A 22,765-nucleotide genomic window follows, 5' to 3' on the forward strand; every position below is an offset into this window, starting at 1 on the left:
GTGCGTGGACAGTGCCCGAGGCGCGCCGCGGCACGCGGTATAATTGCGGCTGACGGGCCTCCCTGCATGGGGAAGCGGCCAACCGGGTCAGGTGGGGAACCAAGCAGCCCTAACTGCCTAGCCAGTGCCAGGATCAGGCTCGTCAACCTCCCCCCTTTTTTACTTCCGCATCGGCTTTGCGCTCGATCGTGGCTTTGCCGTGGCCGCGCGCAAAAAAGCCCGGCCTCCCTTGCGGGAGCCGGGCTTTTGCTTGCCGGGAACGCTTACAGCGTCACGCCTTCGCTGGCCTTGGCCGGGCGCGGCTTGGTGTCGGCGGCGCCGGCAGCGGCGGCCGGGGTCGGGCCCAGGTCGATGCGCGGCGGCGGGGCCAGTTGCAGCACCTCGCTGGTGGCGCGCCACTCTTCGTACACCTTGGCCGGATCGTCGTTGAGCTTGGTGCCGTAGCTCGGCACGATCTCACGCAGACGGGCCTGCCAGGCCGGTGTGGCGACCTTGTCCTTGAACACGGTCTGGAGCAGGTCGAACATGATCGGCGCGGCCGTCGATGCGCCAGGCGATGCGCCCAGCAGGCCGGCGATGCTGCGGTCTTGCGAGCTGACGATTTCGGTGCCGAGCTTGAGCACGCCGCCCTTGTCGGCATCGCGCTTGATGATCTGCACGCGCTGGCCGGCCTGCCACAGGCGCCAGTCTTCTTTCTTGGCCTGCGGGAAGTATTCCTTCAGCGCCTTGTAGCGGTCATCGTCGGACAGCATCAGTTGGCCAGCGAGGTATTCGACCAGCGGGTACTCGTCCACGCCCACGCGCAGCATCGGGCCGATGTTGTGCGGGCGCACGGTCGAGAACAGATCCAGCAAGGAGCCTTCCTTCAGGAACTTGGTCGAGAAGGTAGCGAAGGGGCCAAACAACAGCACCGTCTTGCCGTCAAGCACGCGGGTGTCCAGGTGCGGCACCGACATCGGCGGCGAGCCGACGGATGCCTTGCCATAGGCCTTGGCCAGGTGGCGGCTGGTGATCTCGGGCTTGTCGGTAACGAGGAAGGAGCCGCCAACCGGGAAGGCCGCGTAGTCCTTGGCCTCCGGGATGCCCGAGGCCTGCAGCAGCTTGAGCGCGCCGCCGCCGGCACCGATGAAGACGAACTTGGCGTCCACCTCTTGCTTGGGGCCGCCCGACTTGAGGTTGACGTAGGAGACACGCCAGGTGCCGTCGGCATTGCGGTCGATGCCGCGCACTTCGCTGGAGAGCTGCAGCGAGAACTGCGGCTGGGTCTGCAGGTGGCTGACGAGCTGGCGGGTGATCTCGCCAAAGTTCACGTCGGTGCCGACCGGCATCCAGGTGGCGGCGAGCTTCTGCTTGGGATCGCGCCCTTCCATCATCAGCGGCACCCATTGGCGGATCTGCGCCGGGTCTTCCGAGTACTGCATGCCACGGAACAAGGGGCTGGCCTGCAGCGCCTCGTAGCGCTTCTTGAGGTAGGCCACGTTCTCGTCACCCCACACAAAGCTCATGTGCGGCGTGGAGTTGATGAAGGAGCGCGGGTTCTTCAGCACGCCGCGCTGGACCTGCGAGGCCCAGAACTGGCGCGAGATCTGGAAGGCCTCGTTGATCTCGATGGCCTTGCCGATGCTGACCTTGCCGTCGCTGGTCTCGGGCGTGTAGTTCAGCTCGGCCAGGCCGGAATGGCCGGTGCCGGCGTTGTTCCAGCCGTTGGAGCTTTCCTGGGCCACGCTGTCGAGGCGCTCGACCATCGTGATCGACCACTGCGGCTCCAGCTCATGCAGCAGCACGCCCAGGGTCGAACTCATGATGCCGCCGCCTACCAGCAGCACATCCACCTTCTTCGTCTGTGCCTGGGCGGACACCGCCGCCACCGACACCATCAAGCCCAGCCATACCAGGCGTACTGTTTTCAACACCATATTTATCCCGTCCGGATGTTCTTTGGCCCCGGATCAAACACCGGGGGCGCGGCGGGATTGTAGAAGCTTGGCTGGATGCCACAGGGTTTACCCTGCTGTCAACCTCGCTGCTGGCCTGGATTCAATCCGGCGCACGCTTGCCAAGGAAGGCCGCCACACCCTCTGCGGCGGCGACCCCGCTGGCCATGCAGGCGGTCAGCAGGTAGCCGCCGGTGGGCGCCTCCCAGTCCAGCATTTCGCCGGCGCAGAACACGCCGGGCAGCGCGGCCAGCATCAGGCGGGCGTCCATCGCCTCGAAGGGCACGCCGCCGGCCGTGCTGATGGCCTCGTCCAGCGGGCGCGCGGCGGTCACGGTGATGGGCAGCGCCTTGATGGCGGCGGCCAGCACTTCGGGCTGGGCCATGGCGTCTTTGTCCAGCAGCTCGTGCAGCAGGCCAGCCTTGATGCCGTCCAGGCCAAGCCGGCTCTTCAAGTGGCTGGAGAGCGAACGCGCGCCGCGCGGGTGGCGCACATCGGCCAGCACGCGCTCGGGCGTGCGGTCGGGCAACAGGTCGAGCTGGAAGGTGGCCGAGCCATGCGCCGCGATCTCGTCGCGCAGCAGGGCCGAGACGGCGTAGACCAGGCTGCCCTCGACACCGCCGGCGGTGGCGACGAACTCGCCGCGCCGCGCAAAGCTGCGCCCATCGCTGCCGGTGAAGGCAATGGCCACTGACTTGAAAGGCTGGCCGGCAAAACGCTCGGCGAAATGCGGCGTCCAGCCGGTGGTGGGCGCCGGGCCGCGACCGACCAGTTCCTTCAGGAAATCACGCCGGCTCTCGGCTGCCTCGCCCGCGCTGCGGCCGGCCACATCAAAGCCGCAATTGGCCGGCTGCAAAGGCAGGATCGGCACGCCGCGCGACTCCAGCAGCGGCACCCAGGCGCCGTCGGAACCCAGCCGCGCCCAACTGCCGCCGCCCAGCGCCAGCACGGTGGCGGCCGGCTGCGCCGTGGCTTCGCCGGTGGGCGTGTCGAAGACCAGGGTGCCCTCGCCCTGCCAGCCGCGCCAGCGGTGGCGCATGTGGAACTGCACGCCAGCGCTGCGCAGCCGGTGCAGCCAGGCGCGCAGCAAGGGCGCCGCCTTCATGTCGGTCGGGAACACGCGGCCAGAGGTGCCGATGAAGGTGCTGATGCCCAGGCCTTCAGCCCAGGCGCGTACGGCGTCAGAGCCAAAGCGCGCCAGCCAGGGCGCAACGGCGGCCTGTTGCGCGCCGTAGCGCTCGGCAAACAGCGCGGCCGGCTCGGAATGCGTGAGGTTGAGGCCACCACGGCCGGCCAGCAGGAACTTGCGGCCCACCGAGGGCATGGCGTCGTAGACATGCACGGCCAGGCCGGCGGCGGACAGCTGCTCAGCGGCCATCAGGCCGGCCGGGCCGGCGCCGATGACGGCGACAAAAGAAGAAAGGGAATCAGGCATGCAGCTCAATCGGAAAAAAGATCGCCTTGTGGAGACAAAGGCGGGGCTGGAGTGTCGCGCATAGGCGCAGGCCGCTCTTGCGCGGCCGGCTCTGGCGCATCCAGCGGCAGCAGTGCGCCCTGGCCTGACAAGAAAGCGGCACGCACCGGCTCGCCCGGGAAGGCGGCTTGCACCGCCGCGCGATAGGCACGCAGCTGGGCCAGCAAGGCGGGTTGGCGTTCAGGCGCGGCGGCGGATTTGTAGTCCAGCACCCACCATTCGCCGGTATCGCGGCGGCGCACCAGGCGGTCTATGCGCAGCGGCTGGCCGGCGTGGGTGATGGGGACTTCGCTGCCCTGCCAATCCAGCAGCGCGTCGTCCCAGGCCCAGCGGCCTTCGCCATTGCGCACCTGCAGCGCCAGCATGGCGGCCCGCGCGGCCTGCGTGGCGTCCAGGCCCCATTCGCGCGCGGCGGCGCTGCGCTGGGCTTCGGTGAAGCCGGTGCTGCCGGCGCTGGACCATTCCAGCAAACGGTGCATGGCCTGGCCCACGGCGGATTCGGTGCTGCTGGCTTCGGGCTGCGGTGCCTCTTCAATTTCTATAGCAATGAGCCCTAGTCCAGCCTTGTTTTCAGGCAGAAATGGCATAGAAAACTCGGTTTCTGCCAGTTGCTGCGGGGCGGTGATTGCAGGGCCGTCAAAGGCATCTTCCGGTGTTGCCAGGCCTTCCAAACGGCGCCACCAACTGCTGGGGTTCACGCGATGCGGCTCGACGCTGGACAGCACCAGCCGGCGCCGCGCGCGGGTGGTGGCCACATAGAGGCCATTCAGCTCTTCGCGCCGGCGCTCGGCCTGCTCGGCGGCTATTGCTGCGGCGGCGCCGGGCGGCGGCCGGCTTTCGCTGGCAAAGAACAGCAGCGACTGCGGCACCGGCGCCTCGCCCGGCCAATCGACCAGCACGCCCATGGTTTCGCCGCGCGCCGGGGCGGCATCGGTATCCAGCAGCAGCACCAGTTCGGCCTCCAGGCCCTTGGCGCCGTGCACCGTCAGCAGCCGCACCGCGTCGGCGTCAGCCCGCACCGGCGCCTTGACGCCGCCGGCCTTGAGCTTGCGCACAAAGCCGTAGGCGGTGACGAAGCGGCCGGCATCTATCTGCAGCGCCGCGCCCGGCACGGCGCGCAGCCGCGCCAGCACGGTGCTGCGCAACGCGGCCGGTGCGGCAGCGGCAAAGCGCGCCAAAAAATCACCGTCGTGGTAGATGGCGTCGATGGCGTCGTGCGGCGGCAGGCGGTCCAGCCAGTTGCGCCAGCGCAGCAAGGTCTGGCCGGTGGTGGTGAACTTTTCTTTCAGCTCGGCCGGCAGTGCGTCGTCTGGCTCGCGCAGCACGCCCCACCAGGCCTGGTCTGCGGCGCCGGCTGCGCGCAGGCGTTGACGGGCCAGCGCCATCTGCACCAGGTCGTCGTCGCTGAAGCCAAAGATGGGCGACTTCAGCGCGCGCGCCAAAGACAGGTCGTGGCCGTTGGAGACCAGCGCATCCAGCAGCGCGACCACGTCCTGTACCTCGGGGGCATCGCGCAGGTCGGTCTTCTCGGGTTGCTGCGCGGGCACATGCACCTGGCGCAGCGCGTCCTGCATGGCCGACAGCGCCACGCGGCGGCGCGCCAGCACCATCACGTCGCGCGGGTGCAGGCCGCGCTCGGCCATCTGCGCCACCAGCCAGGCGGCGGCCTGGCGGCATTCGCGGTGGCGCAGCGTGTCTTCAGGCAGCACGCGCGGCTCGGTCAGGCTGTCGCGCCAGGCCGGGGCGGCGGCCTGCTGCTCGGCCTTGTCTTCACGCAGCACGGCCGGCAGGCGCAGCACCATGCCGGCCGCATCAGATTCGGTGGTGTGCGGGCGAAAGCCTTCGTACTCGCCCGCCTCTTGCGCCGCGCCCATGACCGCGTTGACGGCATCAATCACGGCCGGCGCGTTGCGCCGCGTGTGGTCGCAGGCCAGCCGGTCGCCGCCCAGCCCTTCGACCACAAAGCGCTGCGCGGCACGGAACACCTGCGGCTCGGCGCGGCGAAAGCGGTAGATGCTTTGCTTGGGGTCGCCCACCAAAAACACGCTGGGCGCATCGCCCGCGCCGGCGCCGACATAACCCGACAGCCAGGCCTGCAGCGCCTGCCATTGCAGCGGGTTGGTGTCCTGGAACTCATCGACCAGCAGGTGCCGCACACGGGCATCGAGCCGCTGCTGCACCCAGCCGGCCAGCACCGGATCAGACAGCATGGCCTGGGCCGCGCGTTCGACGTCATTCATGTCGACCCAGCCGCGCTCGCGCTTCAGCGCCGCGTACTCGGCCACCAGCACCCGCACCAGCCGCGCCATGCGCTGGTGGTGCAGCCAGGCGGCGTGCTGGGCCTGGGCCTCGGCACAGCGCCGGACCAGTTCCTGCGCGGCGCGGATGTCGTCTATGCCTTCGAGCTTGTCGCCAAACTTGCGCGGCTCGCCGGCCTGGGTCAGCAGCGCGGCCAGCACGCCGGCGGCATCGCTTGCAGTGACGGCCTGCTCCAGTTCCACGCCCTTGGCGGCAAAGGTCTTGGCACTGGCGCGGCCGAGCGCGCGCGAGGCGGCATAGAGCGCATCGCGCTGGGCCAGCAGCCAGTCAGCGGGGGAATCGCCCGCGCCGGCCATGTCGGGCCAGAGCGCATCCCAGCGTTCCATGGCGCCGTCCACCGATCCGGCAGCATCGGCCAGGGTGAATTCCACGCGCCGCTGCAGCGCGGACTCCAGCGCCTTGTGCGTCTGCGAGCGCCCATGCACCGCTACCAGCGCGTCGAAATCCGCATGCAGCGCGGCGTCGTCCAGCACCGCCGCATAAAAGCGCCGCCAGACGCGCGCGACCGCATCGCTGTCGTCTTCCAGCAGGTCGTAGCTGGTGGGCAGGCCCAACTGCTCCAGCACCGCCAGCGGCGCGGTGCGCAGCAGCGCGGCAAACCAGCTGTGGAAGGTGCGCACCTGCACCGGGCGGCCAGCAGCAAACACGTCTTGCTGCAATTTTGATAGCTTATAGCCCAGTCTGGACCTGGGCTCAAGGCCAATTTCCTTATGAATATCGGATTCCGGCACGCCACGCGCTCGCAGCTCGGCCAGCAGCCGTTCGGGCGGCATCGCGGCGAAATCGGCCAGCCATTCCTGCAGCCGCTCGCGCATCTCGCCCGCCGCCTTCTTGGTGAAGGTGATGGCCAGGATCTCATGCGGCGCGCAGCCATCCAGCAAGGCCCGCACGATGCGCGACACCAGCATCCAGGTCTTGCCCGCACCAGCGCAGGCCTCGACCGCCACGCTGCGGCGCGGGTCGCAGGCGATGGCGTAGAAGCGGTCGCGGGGGACGCGGTGGCCGTTGTGTTCGTAGGCCAGGTTGGTGGGGTCTGTCACGGCTTGGCACCTTGTGCTGCCTTGCTGGCGGCGGGTGCCGGGATATGCGCCCGGCGGCGCAGTAACTTTCTCTTGTCTCGCCAAGAGGAAGTCACCAAAGAGAAGGCGACCCCACTGTGGCGGTCCGGCTTTGCCGGACTGCTCTGCGGTGCTCGGTGTGGGCAGGCGGCTGCGGAACTCGCCTTCGGCTCAGACAGTCCTCGCCGTCCCTCCGCTTCGCTGCGGGCAACCTGCCCCCACCTCCGCTCCTCGACGCCACAGAGGGGACCCGGGACTGCCAGTCGGGCCATCGCTGCGCTCGGCACCTTGCGCCCCCACCCCTGCCCTCCCCCAGAGGGGGAGGGAGTTAGGAAGTTGGGCCATTCGGTATTGCTCCCTCCCCCACTAGGGGAGGGTTGGGGTGGGGGCCGGCTGTTCAGCTGCCCCCCGCCGTTGGCAGCGCAGGGAAGTCCGAAGGGCCCCTGGCTCCGGCTCGCCTTCTCTTTGCCTACTTTCTCTTGGGCGTTCGCCAAGAGAAAGTAGGTCGGCCGCCGGGCCGAGACCCGGCACCCGCCGTCAGCAAGACAAGCACAGCTCAAATCAAAAAAACCCCTCACGCGACACTCCAAAAATCCTTACGACACAAGCCCCGAGCCGAGCAGTATTCGCAAACAACCCCCTCCCCCAACGCCGGCATCCCCGCCCCCTCCGCAATCCGCGAAAGGTCCTCCAGAATGCCCTCGACCAGCAGGTCGCGCGCCGCCACCACGTCGTCTTGTTCGACAAAGGTGGTCGGCCCCTTCTCCCCCACGTTGAGGTAGGCCGCGCGCAACGCATCGTCTTCCAGCAGAGCTGCGTAAAAGGCAAGCTGCGTGTCTTCACCAGGGCGCTTGAGGCGCTCGCGCGTGGTCTGCAGGCCTTCGGTCTTGTAGTCCAACACCAGTGAGGTGGTGGCCTCGCCGTGGCCGGTGTGGTCCAGGCGATCGATCTGACCGACCAGCATCACCCGCCCCAGCGGCTGCTCGCGCCAAGCCTCGGCCCAGGCAAAGCGCGCGCCGCCGGCCTCGTGTTCGGCCAGCCAGGCCAGATAGCCGTCGCGCGCCTGCGGCCAAGTGGCGGCGAAGGGCAGGAACTCTTCGGGCGCCAGGCGGCGTGCGCGGGTAGCGGCTTCTGCGGCGGCGTCGAGCATGGAGGTGCGTTCTTCGGCGACGTCCGTTGGCGTTTCAGCCAGCGCCTCATGGAAGAGTTTGAGCGTCTCATGCAGCCACAAACCAAAGTCGCGTTTATCGACCTCGGCATCCAGCTCATCGGCCTCTTTCAGGCCCAGCTGCCGCAGCGAGAAGAAGCGGTACGGGCACTTGCGCAGGTCTTCATAGGCGCTGGCCGAGAGCTGCGCCACCGGCAGTGCGTCGCCCTGCGGCAACGGCGGCGCGGTGGGCGTGCACAGCACATGGCGCAGCGCGCGTGGGTCGTCGGCAGCCAGCGTGGCGCCGGGCTCGGCCTGCAGCGCCTGCACCAGCGGGCTGGGCAACAGCGGCTCGCCGCCTTCGTCGCCGCTGCGCCAGAGGATGTCGACCTGCGGCGCGCGCAGTACCTCTTGCCAGGCAGCGGCAGTGGCGGCCTGCTGCGCCTCGCGGGTAGTCAGACCCAAGGCCGTGCGCTGCGTGGCAGACCAATTGCCAGGCGGCTCGGGCGCGGCCGGCAGGCGCAGTTCGTCGCAGCCGGGCATGACCACCGCGCCAAAGGGCCGCGCCAGCAATTGCGCCATGGGCAGCACGACGACCTCGGCCTCGGTCGTCTGCCAGCGCGCCTCGGGCAGGAAGCTGGCGGCCTCCAGCGCCTGCCGCGCCCAACTGGTGAAGGCCGCCAGGCCAATGCGCCGCTCGGCCCAGGGCGATGCCTCCAGCGATTGCGCAAAGGCCGCCTGCGCGGCTTCGTCCAGCCGCAGCACGGTGATGAGCTTTTGCCCGGCCAAGTCGGCCTCCAGCCCGGTCCACTGGCCGCCGGCCTGCAGCAGTGCGCGCAGCGCGGCCAACCATTGCGCCAGCGGGCGCGCGCGCTGCATGGCCTCGCGCAGCGGGGTGATGTCGTCGGCGATGGCGCGCAACAGCGCTGCGGCTGGCGCATCGCCGGGCGGCGCCTGCCAACCGATCCAGTCGCGCACGCCTTCGCGGCGCAGCGCGGATTCCAGCGCGCGCAGCCGGCCGCCCTGGAAGCTGGGCGCCTGCTTGAGCCAGTCCAGTACCTCATCGGCCGTGGCGTGGCGCGCGCAGGCGCGCAAGCTTGCAGCCACCTGGGCCGCGGCGCGGGTGGTGGAAAGCTTCCAGCCGCTCTCGTCGCGCAGCGCCAAGCCCTGGGCGCGCAGCATGGCGCCGATGCGGCGGGTCAAAGCGCGGTCTTGCGCCACCAGCGCCACCGGCACCGCGCCTTCGCGCACCCGGGCCAGTACGCAGGCAGCGGCGCGCTCGGCCTCGTCTTCAGCATCCGGGGCGGCATGCAGGCGCAGCGGAGCCGCGCGTTGTGGCAGCAAGGCCAGCGGGATGCGCACCACGGGATCGCCGGATTGCTGCCAGCGCGTGCACAGCGCCTCCACCAGCGGCTCAGGCTGCAAGCCATCCAGCACCACCAGGCAACGCACACCACCGGCGCGCGCCTGCGGGCCAAACAACACGTCGGTCGCGCAGGAAGACGCCAGCGCCCAGGCCAGTGCGACATGCGCAGTGGCGGCCTCCAGTTGCAGCACCGCGGCGTCGGTGCCCAGGCCCACATCGGCGGCGGCCGTCTCGCCCCAGGCGGCGCGCGCCTCGGGCGGCACGGCGGCCATGGCGCGCAGCAACTGGGCGCCGGCTTCCATCAAGGCCTCGGCCAGGGTGTCTCCGTAGGGACGCAGAGTGGGCACCTGCTCCAGCAGCGCGCGCGCCTGCAGCACGTCGCGCGCGGCATCGCCGGTGATGCCGCCGGGCTCGGGCGCCTCGCCACCATCCAGGGCACGCGCCCAATTGGTGGTGGTCTCAAATCGCGGAGCAAAGCCCTCGGGCCGCGCCAGGGCCCAGTAATGGCGGGCTACCGGCATCAATTGGGCATAGGGCAGCAGCACCACGGCGTGCGCCGGATGCACGGCATGTGCCGCCAGCGCCTCGGCGATGCGCGCCACAACGCCGCTGCCGGGTGCCAGCCACAAGGCATCCGCGGGGCATGTGGCAGGACCTTTGCCTGCCTCGTCTGCATGGGTTTTTTCTATGTCAGCCATAGGCGCTCCATGCCCGTCCCTACACTTGGTATCTGTCACAATTGCCGCCACTTTAGCGGCTCCCCATCCAATACAAGGAAGACTCCATGGCCAGCGACCTCATCAAACATATCTCGGATGCGTCCTTTGAAGCCGACGTGCTGCAGGCCGACAAGCCGGTGCTGGTGGACTACTGGGCCGAGTGGTGCGGCCCCTGCAAGATGATTGCACCCATCCTCGACGAAGTGTCCGCAAGCTACAAAGACAAGCTGCAGATCGCCAAGATGAACGTGGACGAAAACCGCGACATCCCGGCCAAGTTCGGCATCCGTGGCATCCCCACGCTGATGCTGTTCAAAAGCGGCCAGTTGGCAGCCACCAAGGTCGGTGCACTGAGCAAGGCCCAGCTCACCGCGTTCCTGGACCAACAGCTCGCCTGACCGCGCCGCATGGCCCCCAAGGCGCCGCAGAGGCGCCGGGCCGGGCGGAACGCGCAAAGCGTTCCTGAGACAAGCCCCCAAATACTGTCATAATCCAACGCATTCGCCCGGCTGCACACCCATGCAGCCCGGTTCGACTCCCCGGCTCGCGAGACAGACTCGCTCCTGCCGACACACCCCCCGATTTGCCCTGAACTCCGCTACGGAGTAATCCCAATGCACCTTAACGAACTCAAGGCACTGCATGTGTCGGAAGTCCTCAAGCAGGCTGAAGAGCTGGAGATCGAAAACACCGGCCGCATGCGCAAGCAGGAGTTGATGTTCGCGATCATCAAGAAACGCGCAAAAGCCGGCGAGCAAGTCTTCGCCGATGGCGTTCTTGAAATCCTGCCCGATGGCTTTGGCTTTCTGCGCAGCCCGGACACCAGCTTCACCGCCAGCACGGACGACATCTACATCTCGCCCAGCCAGGTGCGCCGCTTCAACCTGCACACCGGCGACATGATCGAAGGCGAAGTGCGCACGCCCAAGGATGGCGAGCGCTACTTTGCACTGACCAAGCTCGACGCGGTCAACGGCGGCCCGGCCGAACAGAATCGCCACAAGGTGATGTTCGAAAACCTGACGCCGCTGTTCCCCAAGGAGCAGATGAAGCTCGAGCGCGACATCAAGGGCGAAGAAAACATCACCGGCCGCATCGTCGACATCATTGCCCCCATCGGCCGCGGCCAGCGCGCGCTGATCGTCGCACCGCCCAAGAGCGGCAAGACGGTGATGATGCAGCACATCGCCCACGCCATCACGGCCAACAATCCGGACGTGCACCTGATGGTGCTGCTGGTGGACGAGCGCCCTGAAGAAGTCACCGAAATGCAGCGCACGGTCAAGGGCGAGATCATTGCCTCGACCTTCGACGAACCCGCCGCGCGCCACGTGCACGTGGCCGAGATGGTGATCGAGCGCGCCAAGCGCCTGGTCGAGCTGAAGAAGGACGTGGTGATCCTGCTGGACTCGATCACGCGTCTGGCCCGCGCCTACAACAACGTTGTGCCCTCCTCCGGCAAGGTGCTGTCGGGCGGCGTCGATTCCAACGCCCTGCAACGCCCCAAGCGCTTCTTCGGCGCGGCGCGCAAGGTGGAAGAAGGCGGCTCGCTGACCATCATCGCCACGGCCCTGGTCGATACCGGCAGCCGCATGGACGAAGTGATCTTTGAAGAATTCAAGGGCACCGGCAACTGCGAAATCCACCTGAACCGCCGCCTCTACGAGAAGCGCGTGTTCCCGGCCATCGAGCTCAACAAGAGCGGCACGCGCCGCGAAGAGTTGCTGCTGGCACCCGAGATCCTGCAGAAGACCCGCATCCTGCGCCAGTTCATGTACAACATGGACGAGATCGAGTCCATGGAGCTCATGATCAAGAACATGAAGGCGACCAAGAGCAATGTCGAATTTTTCGACATGATGAGGAGAGGTGGCTAACCCCCAGGCTACGCGCTTCGCGTCTTCGCCAACCCCCTTGCAGGGGGCAACACCTGCGGCCTGGCAAAGCCAGTTCCGCGGTGTTCTTGGCTATTCGGATACATCAACGCCCTGCTTTTGCGGGGCGTTTTTGTTGGTGGCTGTGGGTTACCAGTTGGGCGTGGATGAACCCAGCAGCGGCGCGGGGAGTGGCCAGTGCATGGGCGCGCCTTGCACGGCCAGTGGCGCGCGCACGCGCCGGGCCGGGCCCCAGCCGCTGGCCTCTATGCCGGGCGACAGGTCTGCGGGGGTTTCTGGGGCCAGCGGCGCGCCTTGTTCGCCCGGGAACTGCGCCAGCAGATGGGCGGTGCGGGCGAGCGAGGCGCGCACCTCGCAGCCTTCGCCAGTGCTCACGCGCTGCACCAGTCCACGCACGGCTACTGCGGCCAGCAGGTAGCCGGTGGCGTGGTCTATGGCCTGCAGCGGCAAGGGCGTGGGGCGGTCCCGGCCCAGGCGGCGCATGCCGGCGTCTGCGATGCCGGTGCTCATCTGGATCAGGCTGTCAAAGCCCCGGCGCCCCTGCCAGGGGCCGGACCAGCCATAGGCGTCGAGCGATACATCGACCAACCCCGGGTTGAGCGCGCGCCGGCGCTGCGCATCCAGCCCCAAGCGCGCCAAGGCCTCTGGCCGGTAGCCGTGCACCAGCACATCGGCCTGTTGCAGCAGGCCCTCCAGCGCGGCCAGGCCGGCGGGAGTCTTCAGGTCCAGCCGGGCGCAGCGCTTGCCCAGCACCACCTCGGGCACGGTGCCGGGCTCTTCCCAGCCGGGCGGATCGATGCGCAGCACGTCGGCACCAAAGCCGGCCAGGAAGCGCGTGGCCGTCGGGCCGGCCAGGATGCGGGTCAGGTCCAGCACGCGGATGCCTTGCAGCGGGCGCTCCGGTGCGATACGCCAGGCGGGCCTGGCTGCAGCGGTGGCCTGGGCCACGTGCAGCAGGGGCTCTGCATTGACTGCCCTGCCCTGCGGGTGCTCGGCCCAGGCCTCCAGGCTGCGCATAGCCGCAGCGCAGCCGCCTTGCTCGACGATCGCGGCCTCCAGCGCGCTGGCCTCCCAGCGGGCCACGGCCTGGGCTACCGCTTCTTTATCAACCGGCGTGCCCAGCACAGCGAGCGCTGCGGCACGGTGGTGCGGCGCATTGGTGTGCAGGCGTATCCAGCCATCGGCCGTGGGGTAGTCGCCAGCCACGGCATCCCATACCGGCGGCATCTCCCAACCCTGCGGCCGCAACGATGTGCCAAACCAGAACGAGGCCAGGCGCCGGTCGACTTGCACCTGCGGCAGCGCGCCGCCGGCCAGCGCCACCAGCTCCGCTACCGCCAGGCCCGCCGCGCCGACCGTGGCGGCAGCCAGGTCCGTGACCGGGAATACCGAGGGCAGCTCGCCCTCCCCCGTGAAGGACAACTGGGCCAGATGCTCCGGGGCACCGTTGACGGTGCGCCAGATTTCTTGCAGGTAGTGGGAAGCAGACATGACGAGGTCGTGGATGAGTGGCTCTCCAGAATAGGCAGCCGGCATTAATTGTCAATATTGATTTATATTGTCAACATATAAATTCCCGGACTGCACCATGCCCCGCTACTTCGGCGCGCAGGAAGCCGCCACGCACCTGGGCGTCTCACGCCAGACGCTCTATGCCTATGTCAGCCGCGGCCTGTTGCATGCCCACCCGGGTGACAGCACGCGCGAAAGCCGCTACCTGCAGAAGGACGTGGAGCAACTGGCCCAGCAGCGCACGCGCGGCCGCAAACCCAAGGAAGTGGCCAAGGCCACGCTGAGCTGGGGGCTGCCGGTGCTGGAGTCGTCCATCACGCTGATTGAGGACGGCCAGCTTTACTACCGGGGCGAAAGCGCCATGGCGCTGGCACGCTCAGCCACGGTGGAAGACCTGGCCGCACTGCTCTGGCAATGCCCGGTGGAAGCCGCTTTCGGTACGCAGGCCGCGCCCAAGGCGGCGGCCCTGCCGGCCATGCAAGCGCACCTGGCTGGGCGCCGCGCCGAAGAAACCCTGCTGCCCCTGTTCACCATCGCCAGCGAAGACGCCCCGACAGCGCAGTGGCAAAGCTCGCCCACGCGCCTAGCTGAAGGCTGCGGTGCACTGGTGCGCCTGCTCGCGGCCTGCCTGTTGGGCACTGCGCCTGGCACCGCCCCCATTCACCAGCAGTGCGCCCAGGCCTGGCAGCTTGATGCAGAGGGCGCAGGGCTGGTGCGCATGGCGCTGGTGCTGTGCGCGGACCATGAACTCAATGCATCGAGCTTTACCGCGCGCTGCGTGGCCTCCACCGGCGCCAGCCTGCGCGCCGCCGTGGTTGGCGGGCTGGCCGCACTGACCGGCGGCAAGCACGGCGGCACCACGGCGCGGGCCGAGGCCTTGTGGGACGAGCTTGGCGACGCAGCACCGGCCGCCAAGCTGCGCCAGCGGCTGGCGCGCGGCGAAGACCTGCCCGGCTTTGGCCACCACCTATACCCGCAGGGCGACGTCAGGGCCGCCCTGCTGCTGGAGCGGCTGCTGCCGCTGCATCCCGAATGGCGGGCGCTGATAGCAGAGGCCCACGAACTCACCGGGCAACAGCCATCGCTCGACTTCGCGCTGGTGGCCGTGCGCCGGCACCTGGCGCTGCCGCCGGGTGCAGCCTTTGGCCTGTTCGCGCTGGGCCGCTGCGTTGGCTGGCTGGCGCATGCGCTGGAGCAGCGCGGCAACGACAACCTGATCCGCCCGCGTGCAGCCTATACCGGCCCGCGACCGGCTCAACCAGCGGACACCGTCAGCCCGCTATAGCCCAGGCCCACGCCCTTCTGCACCCGGATCTGCACCGGGATGCGCTCTTTCAGCGCCTCCACGTGGCTGATGATGCCTATGGTCTTGCCGCTGGCGTTGAGGCTGTCGAGCGCATCGAGCGCGACCTCCAGCGTCTCGCCATCCAGCGTGCCAAAGCCCTCGTCCAGGAACAGCGAATCAATGCTGGTCTTGTGGCTCACCAGGTCAGACAAAGCCAGCGCCAAAGCGAGGCTGACCAGAAAGCTTTCGCCACCAGACAAGGTGCGCGTATCACGCGCCGCGTCGGCCTGCCAGGTGTCGACCACTTCCAGCTCCAGCTCGCCCACGGACTTGCGCGCCAATTGGTAGCGGCCGTGCAGCCGCGCCAGTTGCCGATTCGCCAGATGCACCAGGTGGTCCAGCGTCAGGCCCTGGGCAAACTTGCGGTACTTGGCGCCGTCAGCCGAGCCAACCAGGCCATTGAGGTGCTGCCACAGCTCGCACACGCCTTCGTGCTCTTGTATCTGCGTGAACAGCGCCTGCAGGCCGGCGCGACGCGACTGGTCATCGCGCAACTGCGCGGCTATCTCGCCCTGGCGTTGCGCCAGCGCCGTGTGCTGGGCATGCAATTGCCGCAGTTGCTCATCAAGCTGCTCGGCGCTGTGCTCGGTTTGCGGCGCCTGCTGCCACTGCGCCAGGGCCTCGCGTGCCGATGCGTGCAAGGCACGGGCCTCGGTCAGCGCCTTGTCCAGGCGCAGTTGCAGCGCCTGCAGGCGGGTGCGCTCGGCCTCGCTCAGCAGCGCGGCGTGGAAGGCCGCTGCATCGGCAAAGGGGCTGTCTGCCAGCGCTTGGGCCCAGGCCTGTGCTGCTGCCGTGGTGGCGGTGTGCTCTTGCGCCTGCTGCAGCTCCAGCGCCTGTAGCGTGCCCTGCCATTCGGCAGTGCGGCGCTGGGCGGCTTGCAGCGCATCTTCAGCCTGGAGCAACGTGACGGCGGGCTCGTCCAGCGCTTGCTGCGGCCCTGCATCGCCCCCGCGCTGCGCCCACTGTTGTGCCAGCGCCTGCGCTGTGTCTGCGGCGTACTGCAGGCCGCCCTCTTGATCCAGCAAGCCCTGGCGCTGCGCCTGGGCCGCCTGCCAGGCGCGAAACTCCTGCTCGCGCGCCTGCAGCCACGCCGGCCCGTCTGCCGGCAGAGCGTGGCCCAACTCGGCCACAAGATCGGCCTCGGCCTGGGTGTGAAGTGCCTGCAGCTTCTGCAACTGCCCCGCCAGCAGCGCAGTCTGCTGCGTGGTGGCCTGCTGGTCTTTCAGTGCCAGCGCCAACTGCTGCTGGGCCTCGGCTTCTGCCTGTTGCGCGTGTTGCAGTGCGCGGCGGGCGGCGTCCCAGGCCGACTTGGCCTGCTCCAGGGCCGCGAGCTGCTGCTGCACTGTGTGCAAGGCCGCTGCGTGGTTCGCGTCTGCGGCGGCCAGTGCGGGTAGATCTGCGTCGGGCAGACCTAGTGCCTCGCAATGCTGCTGCCATGCGACCTGCAATTGCGCCTGCTGCGCGCGGCCTTCTGCCAGTTGCGCAGTCAGTTGCGCGATCTGCGCCTCCAGCGCCGCCGCCTCGCTGCGCAATTGCTGGCCCTGCTGCGTCAGGGCGTCGAGCTGCGCGCGGGCGGCGTCCAGCGCCTGCTGCGTGGCGGAAACGTCCAGCGCCTGGTAGGCCTGGATGGCGGGATGTTCAGTAGCGCCGCACAGCGGGCAGGCTTCGCCCGGCTGCAACTGCGCGCGATGGGCTTCGAGCGCCTGTATGCGCTGCTCTTGCGCCAGCAGCTTTTCCTTGTCCAGCACCTGCTGGCGCAGCTCGACAAAGCGCTGGCGCAGGGCCGCGACTTCACCGCTGCGCGTGGTCAGCAGGCCTTGTTTGCCGGCCTGCTCTGCCTCCAATCGAAGTTGACGCTCTTGCCCTTGCTGGCGCTGCTGCAGGCATTGGCGCAGCTGCACCAGGGCATGGCCGCGCGCCAGCAGGCGCAATTGCTCGTCGCGCCAGTGCTGCTCGGGCTGGCCTGCCAGCAAGATCTGCAGGCGGCCTTGGGTGTCGGCCTCTGCCGTGCCGGCCTGGGTTAGCGCCTGCCGCGCTGCCTGCAGCGCCTGTTCACGGGCCTGCACCTGGGCCTGCTGCGCTTGCTGCTCAAGCGCAAGTTGCCCTTGCCGGGCTTGGGCATCCGTGATGTCAGCCAAGCGCTGGGCATGCGCGGCGAACTGGCCGCGCCAGCCGCTCAGGCGCTCGCCCAGTTGGGCATGCTGCGGCTGCTCGGCCAGGGCTTGGTCGATGCGCTGCCGTGCCTGCACCACCTGCTGCCAGGCGGCCTGGGCTTGCAGCGCAAGCTGCCGGCTACCGGCTTGGGCCTGCCGCAAGGCACGGCTGGCGGCGGCGTCGGCCTGCTGCCGCTCCGCCTGGGCTTGCGCCAGGCGCTGCCCGGTTTGCTGCTGCGCCTGCTGCGCGGCCTGCCAAGCCGCGTGGACCGGCTGCAGACGCAGCGCGGGCTGGCTGGCGGCCAGGCGCTGCAGCTCTGGTGCGGCGGCATCCAGCGCCTGCTGCGCCTGGGCTTCTGACTCGGCCGCGCTTGTCTGCTGGGCCTGCGCCCGCGCGACATTGGCCAGCCATGCGCGCTGCTGTTCTGCGGCCTGGCGTTGTTGCTGCAGATCGGACTGCTGCGCGCTCAGGCTTGTGGCTTCTGCGGCCAGGGTTGTGCGCTGCTCGTCGTTGAGCAATTCCACGCCCTGGGCACGGGCGCGCAGTTGCTCCAGCGCGGTGCGGGCGTCGCGCGTGCGCTCGAACACGCGCTGGGAGATCTGGCCGTAGATGTCGGTGCCGGTCAGCTCCTCCAGCAGCTCGGCGCGCTTGCCGGCGCTGGCCTCCAGGAAGGCCGCAAAGCCGCCCTGGGCCAGCAGCATGGACTTGGTGAAGCGCTCGAAGTTGAGGCCGGTCAGGCTCTCGGTCTGCTTCAGCTTGTCGTGGATCTTGTCTGTGAGGATGCGGCCGTCGCCCGCGGCCAGCTCTACCTTGGGCGCCTGCAGCGCACCGTCGACCTTGTCGCGCGAGCGGCGCTGGCTCCAGAAGGCGCGGTAGCGCGCGCCCTTGACCTCGAATTCGACCTCGGCCAGGCAGTCTGCCGTGTGCCGGCTCATGAGCTCGTTGGCGCTGGCCGATACCGTGCTCATGCGCGGCGTCTGGTGGTAGAGCGCCAGGCACAGCGCATCCAGCAGCGTGGTCTTGCCGGCGCCAGTGGGGCCGGTGATGGCGAACAGGCCGTTGCCAGCAAAAGGTGCGGCGGTGAAGTCGATCTTCCATTCGCCCTTGAGCGAATTGAGGTTCTTCAGGCGCAGGCTGAGGATTCTCATGCCTCGCCCTCCTGCAGTTGCGCCACGACTTCGCGGTGCAGGGCGCGCAGCCGGGTTTGCAGGTCTTCGTCCAGGGTTTCGGCCGCCAGCCGCCGCTCGAACACGTCAGCGGGGCTGAGCTCGTCCAGCGTCTCGCCGGCCGGGGCCTGCAGGCTGGGCACGGCATTGCCGCGCGCGCGGCGCACACGCAACAGGTCCAGCGGCAGGCCCTCGACGAGCGCGGCGATGCGGGGTTGCAGGTCGGCCAGGTAGTCGTCGGTGGCAACCTCCACATCCAGCCAGACCGGGCAATCCGCCGTGCCGGCACGCGCCGCCTCGGCCAATGCGGCGGGCAGCTCGGCCAGGCGGCCGCGCACGGTGGCCAGGGGCTGGAAGCAGGGCACGGGCAGCGCCGTCACGGCCTGCAGGCCGGTGTGGTCCAGGTCCACCAGCAGCACTTCCTTGGCCTGCCGGGCTTCGTCAAAGCCCAGGGCGATGGGCGAGCCGCAATAGCGGATGTGCTCCAGGCCGCCGACCTTCTGCGGCCGGTGAATGTGGCCCAGCGCGATGTAGTCGGCCGGCGGAAAGGCGCTGGTGGGGAAGGCCTCGAGCGCGCCGACATAGATCTCGCGCACCGACTCGCTGGCGCTGGCGCCAACGGTGGTGAGGTGGCCGGTGGCAACGATGGGCAGGCCGCCCAGCTCGGCGCTGCGCTCCTGGGCCAGCGTGTGCAGGGCCTGGTAGTGGGCGCAGATGGCTTCCTGCAGCGCCAGTTGCTTGTCGGCGGCACTTTGGCCGGCCTGGCTCAGCAGCAGGTCGCGCGAGCGCAGAAAGGGCACGGCGCACAGCACGGCGCCGGGCGCGCCGGCGCGGGTTTTGAGCACCAGAACCTGGTCTTCCAGTCGCGCCGCCATGCCCGGCAGCACGCGGGTGTTGAGTTGGGCCAGCAGAGTGCGGCTCTCGCCCAGCATGGCCACGGAATCATGGTTGCCGCCCAGCACGATCAGCTCGGCGCCGCTGTCGCGCAGGGCGACGATGCAGTGGTTATACAGTTCGCGCGCGTAGCTGGGCGGGGCGCCGGTGTCGAAAATATCCCCGGCCACCAGCACGGCATCGACCGCCTGCAGCCGCACCTGCCCGGCCAGCCAGGCGATGAAGGCCTGGTGCTCGGCTTGGCGGGTCTTGCCCATGAAATGCTGGCCCAGGTGCCAGTCGGAGGTATGCAGAATGCGCACGGTGCTTGGTTTTCTCTAGGGATGTCCTGCAAAACACGATTTGCAATGTGACATCCCCTACGCGTGATCTCAATCGTGGATTCCAGGGGCGCATGCCCCTCTCAGAAGGGTCTGCCGCCTGCTTTCCGGTGCATCCAGGGCCTTTTTGACCCTCCCCCGCACCACACAGGCGCACCGATCCCCTCAATCCTTCACCCCATCAGCCGGTAGCGCGCCATCCACAGGTTGGACAGGGCGAACAGCGTGTGCAACTGCTGCGTGTTTTTCTTCAGCCCCCGGTAGCGCACCTTGGTGTAGGCGAACTGGCGCTTGATGACCCGGAACGGGTGTTCCACCTTGGCGCGGATGCCGGCCTTGAGCTTTTCGAGCTGGTGGACCAGTACATCGGATACCTTGTCTTTGCTCAGCTTCTTGCGCTTGCCTGGCTTCATGGCGATGTGCCAGGTGACGCTGTCCTTGGCATCCGGGCGCTTGCCGATCCCCTGGTAGCCAGCGTCCCCGAAGGCGTCTGTTTCCTGTCCGTGCAGCAGGCTGTTGCCTTCGGTGACGTCGCCCACGTGGCCGGAGCTGCCGCGCACGGTGTGGACCAGGCCAGAGTCTGCATCTACCCCGATGTGGGCCTTCATACCGAAGTGCCACTGATTTCCCTTCTTGCTCGAGTGCATCTCGGGGTCGCGTGCTTTGTCTTTGTTCTTGGTGGAGCTGGGGGCTGGGATCAGCGTGGCGTCGACGGCCGTGCCTTCCTTGAGCAACAGGCCTTTGCTCTCCAGCAGGGTGTTGACGGTGATCAGGATCTGTTCGGCCAGCTTGTGGCGCTCCAGCCGGTGGCGAAAGCGCAGGATGGTGCTTTCATCGGGCAGGCGACCATGGGCGTCCAGGCCCGCGAACTCTCGGTACAGGGGGATATCGAAGAGGGCCTCTTCCATCGCCTGGTCCGACAGGCTGAACCATTGCTGGATGAAGTGCAGCCGCAGCATGGTCTCCAAGGCAAAGGGCGGGCGGCCTGTGCGTCCTTCGCTGTAGTACGGGGCGATGAGATCGACCAAGGACGCCCACGGCACCACCTGGTCCATCTCCTGCAGGAACACCTGCTTGCGGGTCTTCTTCGTGCTCAGGTTCAGGTCCAGGCCGGCTTGCTTCATGGGCGCCGAGCATGCCTGAACAAACGGGCGCATCCAGATGCGCGGGGGAGTTTTGCAGGATGTCCCTAGAGAGGGCTGCAATTTCAGCCCGTGTGCGATAATCGCAGGCTTTTCCGCGGAAAGTGCGTCGCAATGGGTGCGGCGTGGCTACCGCAGCAGATCTATTTAAAGGACCGTGCCATGAAAGAAGGCATTCACCCCAATTACCGCGAAGTGCTCTTCGTGGACTTGTCCAACGGCTTCAAGTTCGTGACCCGCTCCTGCGTGAACACGAAGGAAACCGCCAAGGCTGACGACGGCCGCGAGCTGCCGCTGTACAAGCTGGACACCTCCAGCGAATCGCACCCGTTCTATACCGGCACGCAAAAGTCGGTGGACAACATGGGTGGCCGCGTCGAGCGCTTCCGCAACCGCTTCGGCAAGACCGCAGCCAAGTAATCGACTCGCGCTCTTGGCCTTGCCTCCGTGGCAGGGCTCAGGCAGTAAAAAGGCAGCCCGGGTCTCCGCGCTGCCTTTTTTGTTTCCCCCGTCCAGCCGCTGCGCTACGCTCCACCTCCGTGACCACTCCGCCGACCCCCGCCATCGTGGCCCAGAGTGCCGTGCGCCGCCTGCCGCGCTGGGCCTTGCTGCTGTTTTGCGTGGCCTATGTGCTGCCGGGCTTCATCGGCCGTGGCCCGTGGAAGAACGTGGACATCGCCTCGTTCGGCTACATGCTGGAGCTGGCCAATGGCCACACCAGTTGGTGGCAGCCCCTGCTGGGCGGCATGGCGCCGGAAACCGATGGCCTGCTGCCCTACTGGCTGGGTGCCTGGGCGATACAGCTGGCGCCGGCCTGGATGGCGCCAGACCTGGCGGCGCGCTTTCCCTTTGCCGGGCTGCTGGCGCTGACGCTGATCGCCACCTGGTATGGCGTTTATTGCCTGGCGCTGGGGCCGCGCGCGCAGCCGGTGGCCTTTGCCTTTGGCGGCGAGGCGCGCCCCAAGGACTATGCCCGTGCGGTGGCCGACGGCGGCCTGCTGGCGCTGATCGCCTGCCTGGGACTGGCGCAGCTGTCACACGAGGTCACGGCCTATTTGACCCAGCTGGCCTTTGGCGCCCTCGCCTTCTTTGCCATTGCCGCGTCGCCCTATCACCCAAAGCAGGCCTGCGCCGGCCTGCTCCTTGGCCTGGCCGGCCTGGTGCTGTCGGGCGCGCCGGCGCTGGCCGTGCTGTTTGGCGCGGGCGGCGCGCTGCTAGCCGTGCTGGAAGCCCGGCAGGACCCGGAGGCGCGCGCCGCCTTGCTGCGCTGGGCCGCCCTCGCCGCGCTGGTCACCGTGGCGGCAGCGCTGCTGGGCTGGTGGACGGATGTCTGGGCCTGGCGCCTGAGCGCGCCGGCCTTTGACCGCAGTTGGGCCAGCCTGGGCCGGCTGCTGTTCTGGTTTACCTGGCCGACCTGGCCGCTGGCGCTGTGGACGCTGTGGCGCTGGCGCCGGCAGTTGGCGGCGCTGGAGGTGCACCGCCACCTGGCGCTGCCGGCCTGGTTCGCGGCGATTGCGCTGTTTGCCACCCTGAGCACCGAGCCCGCCGACCGCGCGCTGCTGCTGGGCCTGCCGGCGCTGGCGGCGCTGGCGGCGTTTGCGCTGCCCACGCTCAGCCGCAGCGTGGCCGCGCTGGTGGATTGGTTCACCCTGCTGTTCTTCACCGGCTCGGCCATCACCATCTGGGTGATCTGGGTTGCCATGCAGACCGGCTTCCCGCGCCAGCCAGCAGCCAATGTGGCCAAGCTGGCGCCGGGCTTTGTGGCCAGCTTCTCGTGGCTGGCGCTGCTGCTGGCGCTGGCGGCCACGCTGGCCTGGGCCTGGCTGGTGCGCTGGCGCATCGGGCGCCACCAGTCGGCGCTGTGGAAGAGCGTGGTGCTGCCGGCCGGTGGCGCGGCGCTGTGCTGGCTGCTGCTGATGACGCTGTGGCTGCCGCTGCTGGACTACGCGCGCAGCTACGGTGCGCAGGTGCAGCAGGCCAGCGCGGTGCTGGGGCCGACCAAATGCCTGTCCTTTGACGGCTTCAGCCGGGCCCAGGTCGCCGCCTTCCAGTACCACGGCAAGCTGCGGCTCTATCCGGCGTCTGACACGCAGCGCTGCGAATGGCTGGCGGTGTACCCGGAGCCCGAGCCGGTAGACGCGCTGGCCAACGTGGCCGCGCCCACAGACTGGACGCTGGTGGCGACCATTCCGCGCCCGGCCGATCGCCGCGAAACCGTTCAGCTCTATCGGCGTAGGTTTTGAGTAACACCCCCAGGCTTCGCGCACTGCGTGTCGCTACGCCAACCCCCTTGCAGGGGGCACATCCTGCGGCCCGGCAG

13 protein-coding genes and 1 other RNA gene are annotated in these 22,765 nt (G+C 68.5%); 6 read left to right on the forward strand and 8 right to left on the reverse strand.

Going from position 1 to position 22,765, the window contains the following annotated elements:
• Positions 1 to 51 precede the first annotated feature (51 nt).
• Positions 52 to 147: signal recognition particle sRNA small type (ffs, locus tag AAFF27_17185), an RNA gene on the forward strand.
• Between the two features lie 116 nt (positions 148 to 263).
• Here ffs and mqo read toward each other — a convergent pair.
• The 4 genes from mqo to AAFF27_17205 all read right to left on the reverse strand — a co-directional run bounded on the left by mqo (position 264) and on the right by AAFF27_17205 (position 9,996).
• Positions 264 to 1,916 carry a malate dehydrogenase (quinone) gene (mqo, locus tag AAFF27_17190; protein XAH21750.1) on the reverse strand — a complete coding sequence of 551 codons (1,653 nt, stop codon included), beginning with the start codon at positions 1,914 to 1,916 and terminating at the stop codon, positions 264 to 266.
• A gap of 121 nt (positions 1,917 to 2,037) precedes the next feature.
• Positions 2,038 to 3,369, reverse strand: coding sequence for a TIGR03862 family flavoprotein (locus AAFF27_17195; GenBank protein XAH21751.1), 1,332 nt, complete (start codon positions 3,367 to 3,369; stop codon positions 2,038 to 2,040).
• 5 nt (positions 3,370 to 3,374) lie between these two features.
• A complete protein-coding gene (locus tag AAFF27_17200) occupies positions 3,375 to 6,767 on the reverse strand; it encodes a UvrD-helicase domain-containing protein (protein ID XAH21752.1) in 3,393 nt (1,130 codons plus the stop codon).
• Positions 6,768 to 7,359: 592 nt separating this feature from the next.
• Positions 7,360 to 9,996, reverse strand: a complete 2,637-nt coding sequence (locus AAFF27_17205; GenBank protein ID XAH21753.1) for a PD-(D/E)XK nuclease family protein — start codon at positions 9,994 to 9,996, stop codon at positions 7,360 to 7,362.
• Between the two features lie 86 nt (positions 9,997 to 10,082).
• Between AAFF27_17205 and trxA the strand changes: the two genes are divergently transcribed.
• Together trxA and rho are read left to right on the forward strand one after the other, a co-directional pair.
• Positions 10,083 to 10,415, forward strand: a complete 333-nt coding sequence (gene trxA / locus AAFF27_17210; GenBank protein XAH21754.1) for a thioredoxin TrxA — start codon at positions 10,083 to 10,085, stop codon at positions 10,413 to 10,415.
• Positions 10,416 to 10,631: 216 nt separating this feature from the next.
• Positions 10,632 to 11,894, forward strand: coding sequence for a transcription termination factor Rho (gene rho / locus AAFF27_17215; GenBank protein ID XAH21755.1), 1,263 nt, complete (start codon positions 10,632 to 10,634; stop codon positions 11,892 to 11,894).
• Positions 11,895 to 12,041: 147 nt separating this feature from the next.
• Here rho and AAFF27_17220 read toward each other — a convergent pair whose 3' ends face one another.
• Positions 12,042 to 13,403 (reverse strand): CoA transferase, encoded by a 1,362-nt coding sequence (locus AAFF27_17220; protein ID XAH21756.1) that lies wholly within the window; start codon positions 13,401 to 13,403, stop codon positions 12,042 to 12,044.
• 97 nt (positions 13,404 to 13,500) lie between these two features.
• On the opposite strand from AAFF27_17220, the gene AAFF27_17225 reads away from it, so the two are divergent.
• On the forward strand, positions 13,501 to 14,709 hold the full coding sequence (locus tag AAFF27_17225) for a citrate synthase family protein (protein ID XAH21757.1): 1,209 nt from the start codon (positions 13,501 to 13,503) through the stop codon (positions 14,707 to 14,709).
• Here the strand turns inward: AAFF27_17225 and sbcC are convergent.
• From sbcC to AAFF27_17240, 3 genes are all read right to left on the reverse strand, one after another.
• Entirely contained in the window at positions 14,679 to 18,071 is a 3,393-nt protein-coding gene (sbcC, locus tag AAFF27_17230; protein ID XAH21758.1) for an exonuclease subunit SbcC, read from the reverse strand. The two genes, AAFF27_17225 and sbcC, sit on opposite strands and share 31 nt — an antisense overlap.
• On the reverse strand, positions 18,068 to 19,285 hold the full coding sequence (gene sbcD / locus AAFF27_17235) for an exonuclease subunit SbcD (protein XAH21759.1): 1,218 nt from the start codon (positions 19,283 to 19,285) through the stop codon (positions 18,068 to 18,070). Before sbcD ends, sbcC begins: the two co-directional genes overlap by 4 nt.
• 191 nt (positions 19,286 to 19,476) lie before the next feature.
• Complete coding sequence (locus AAFF27_17240; GenBank protein XAH21760.1) at positions 19,477 to 20,427, reverse strand: IS5 family transposase; 951 nt, start codon at positions 20,425 to 20,427, stop codon at positions 19,477 to 19,479.
• A 180-nt stretch (positions 20,428 to 20,607) separates the two neighbouring features.
• Between AAFF27_17240 and AAFF27_17245 the strand changes: the two genes are divergently transcribed.
• Together AAFF27_17245 and AAFF27_17250 are read left to right on the forward strand one after the other, a co-directional pair.
• Complete coding sequence (locus tag AAFF27_17245) at positions 20,608 to 20,865, forward strand: type B 50S ribosomal protein L31 (GenBank protein ID XAH21761.1); 258 nt, start codon at positions 20,608 to 20,610, stop codon at positions 20,863 to 20,865.
• Positions 20,866 to 21,137: 272 nt separating this feature from the next.
• Positions 21,138 to 22,688, forward strand: a complete 1,551-nt coding sequence (locus tag AAFF27_17250) for a hypothetical protein (protein XAH26255.1) — start codon at positions 21,138 to 21,140, stop codon at positions 22,686 to 22,688.
• The last annotated feature ends 77 nt before the right edge of the window (positions 22,689 to 22,765 follow it).

The sequence above is a fragment of the Xylophilus sp. GW821-FHT01B05 genome, from assembly GCA_038961845.1.
Taxonomy (GTDB): Bacteria; Pseudomonadota; Gammaproteobacteria; order Burkholderiales; family Burkholderiaceae_C; genus Xylophilus.

What these genes read in the sequence shown, in the direction of transcription:
- mqo (XAH21750.1), bottom strand. Translation starts at nt 1,916, where the DNA reads ATGGTGTTGAAAACAGTACGCCTGGTATGGCTGGGCTTGATGGTGTCG.
- AAFF27_17195 (XAH21751.1), bottom strand. Translation starts at nt 3,369, where the DNA reads ATGCCTGATTCCCTTTCTTCTTTTGTCGCCGTCATCGGCGCCGGCCCG.
- AAFF27_17205 (XAH21753.1), bottom strand. Translation starts at nt 9,996, where the DNA reads ATGGCTGACATAGAAAAAACCCATGCAGACGAGGCAGGCAAAGGTCCT.
- trxA (XAH21754.1), top strand. Translation starts at nt 10,083, where the DNA reads ATGGCCAGCGACCTCATCAAACATATCTCGGATGCGTCCTTTGAAGCC.
- rho (XAH21755.1), top strand. Translation starts at nt 10,632, where the DNA reads ATGCACCTTAACGAACTCAAGGCACTGCATGTGTCGGAAGTCCTCAAG.
- AAFF27_17220 (XAH21756.1), bottom strand. Translation starts at nt 13,403, where the DNA reads ATGTCTGCTTCCCACTACCTGCAAGAAATCTGGCGCACCGTCAACGGT.
- AAFF27_17225 (XAH21757.1), top strand. Translation starts at nt 13,501, where the DNA reads ATGCCCCGCTACTTCGGCGCGCAGGAAGCCGCCACGCACCTGGGCGTC.
- sbcC (XAH21758.1), bottom strand. Translation starts at nt 18,071, where the DNA reads ATGAGAATCCTCAGCCTGCGCCTGAAGAACCTCAATTCGCTCAAGGGC.
- AAFF27_17240 (XAH21760.1), bottom strand. Translation starts at nt 20,427, where the DNA reads ATGAAGCAAGCCGGCCTGGACCTGAACCTGAGCACGAAGAAGACCCGC.
- AAFF27_17245 (XAH21761.1), top strand. Translation starts at nt 20,608, where the DNA reads ATGAAAGAAGGCATTCACCCCAATTACCGCGAAGTGCTCTTCGTGGAC.
- AAFF27_17250 (XAH26255.1), top strand. Translation starts at nt 21,138, where the DNA reads ATGCTGGAGCTGGCCAATGGCCACACCAGTTGGTGGCAGCCCCTGCTG.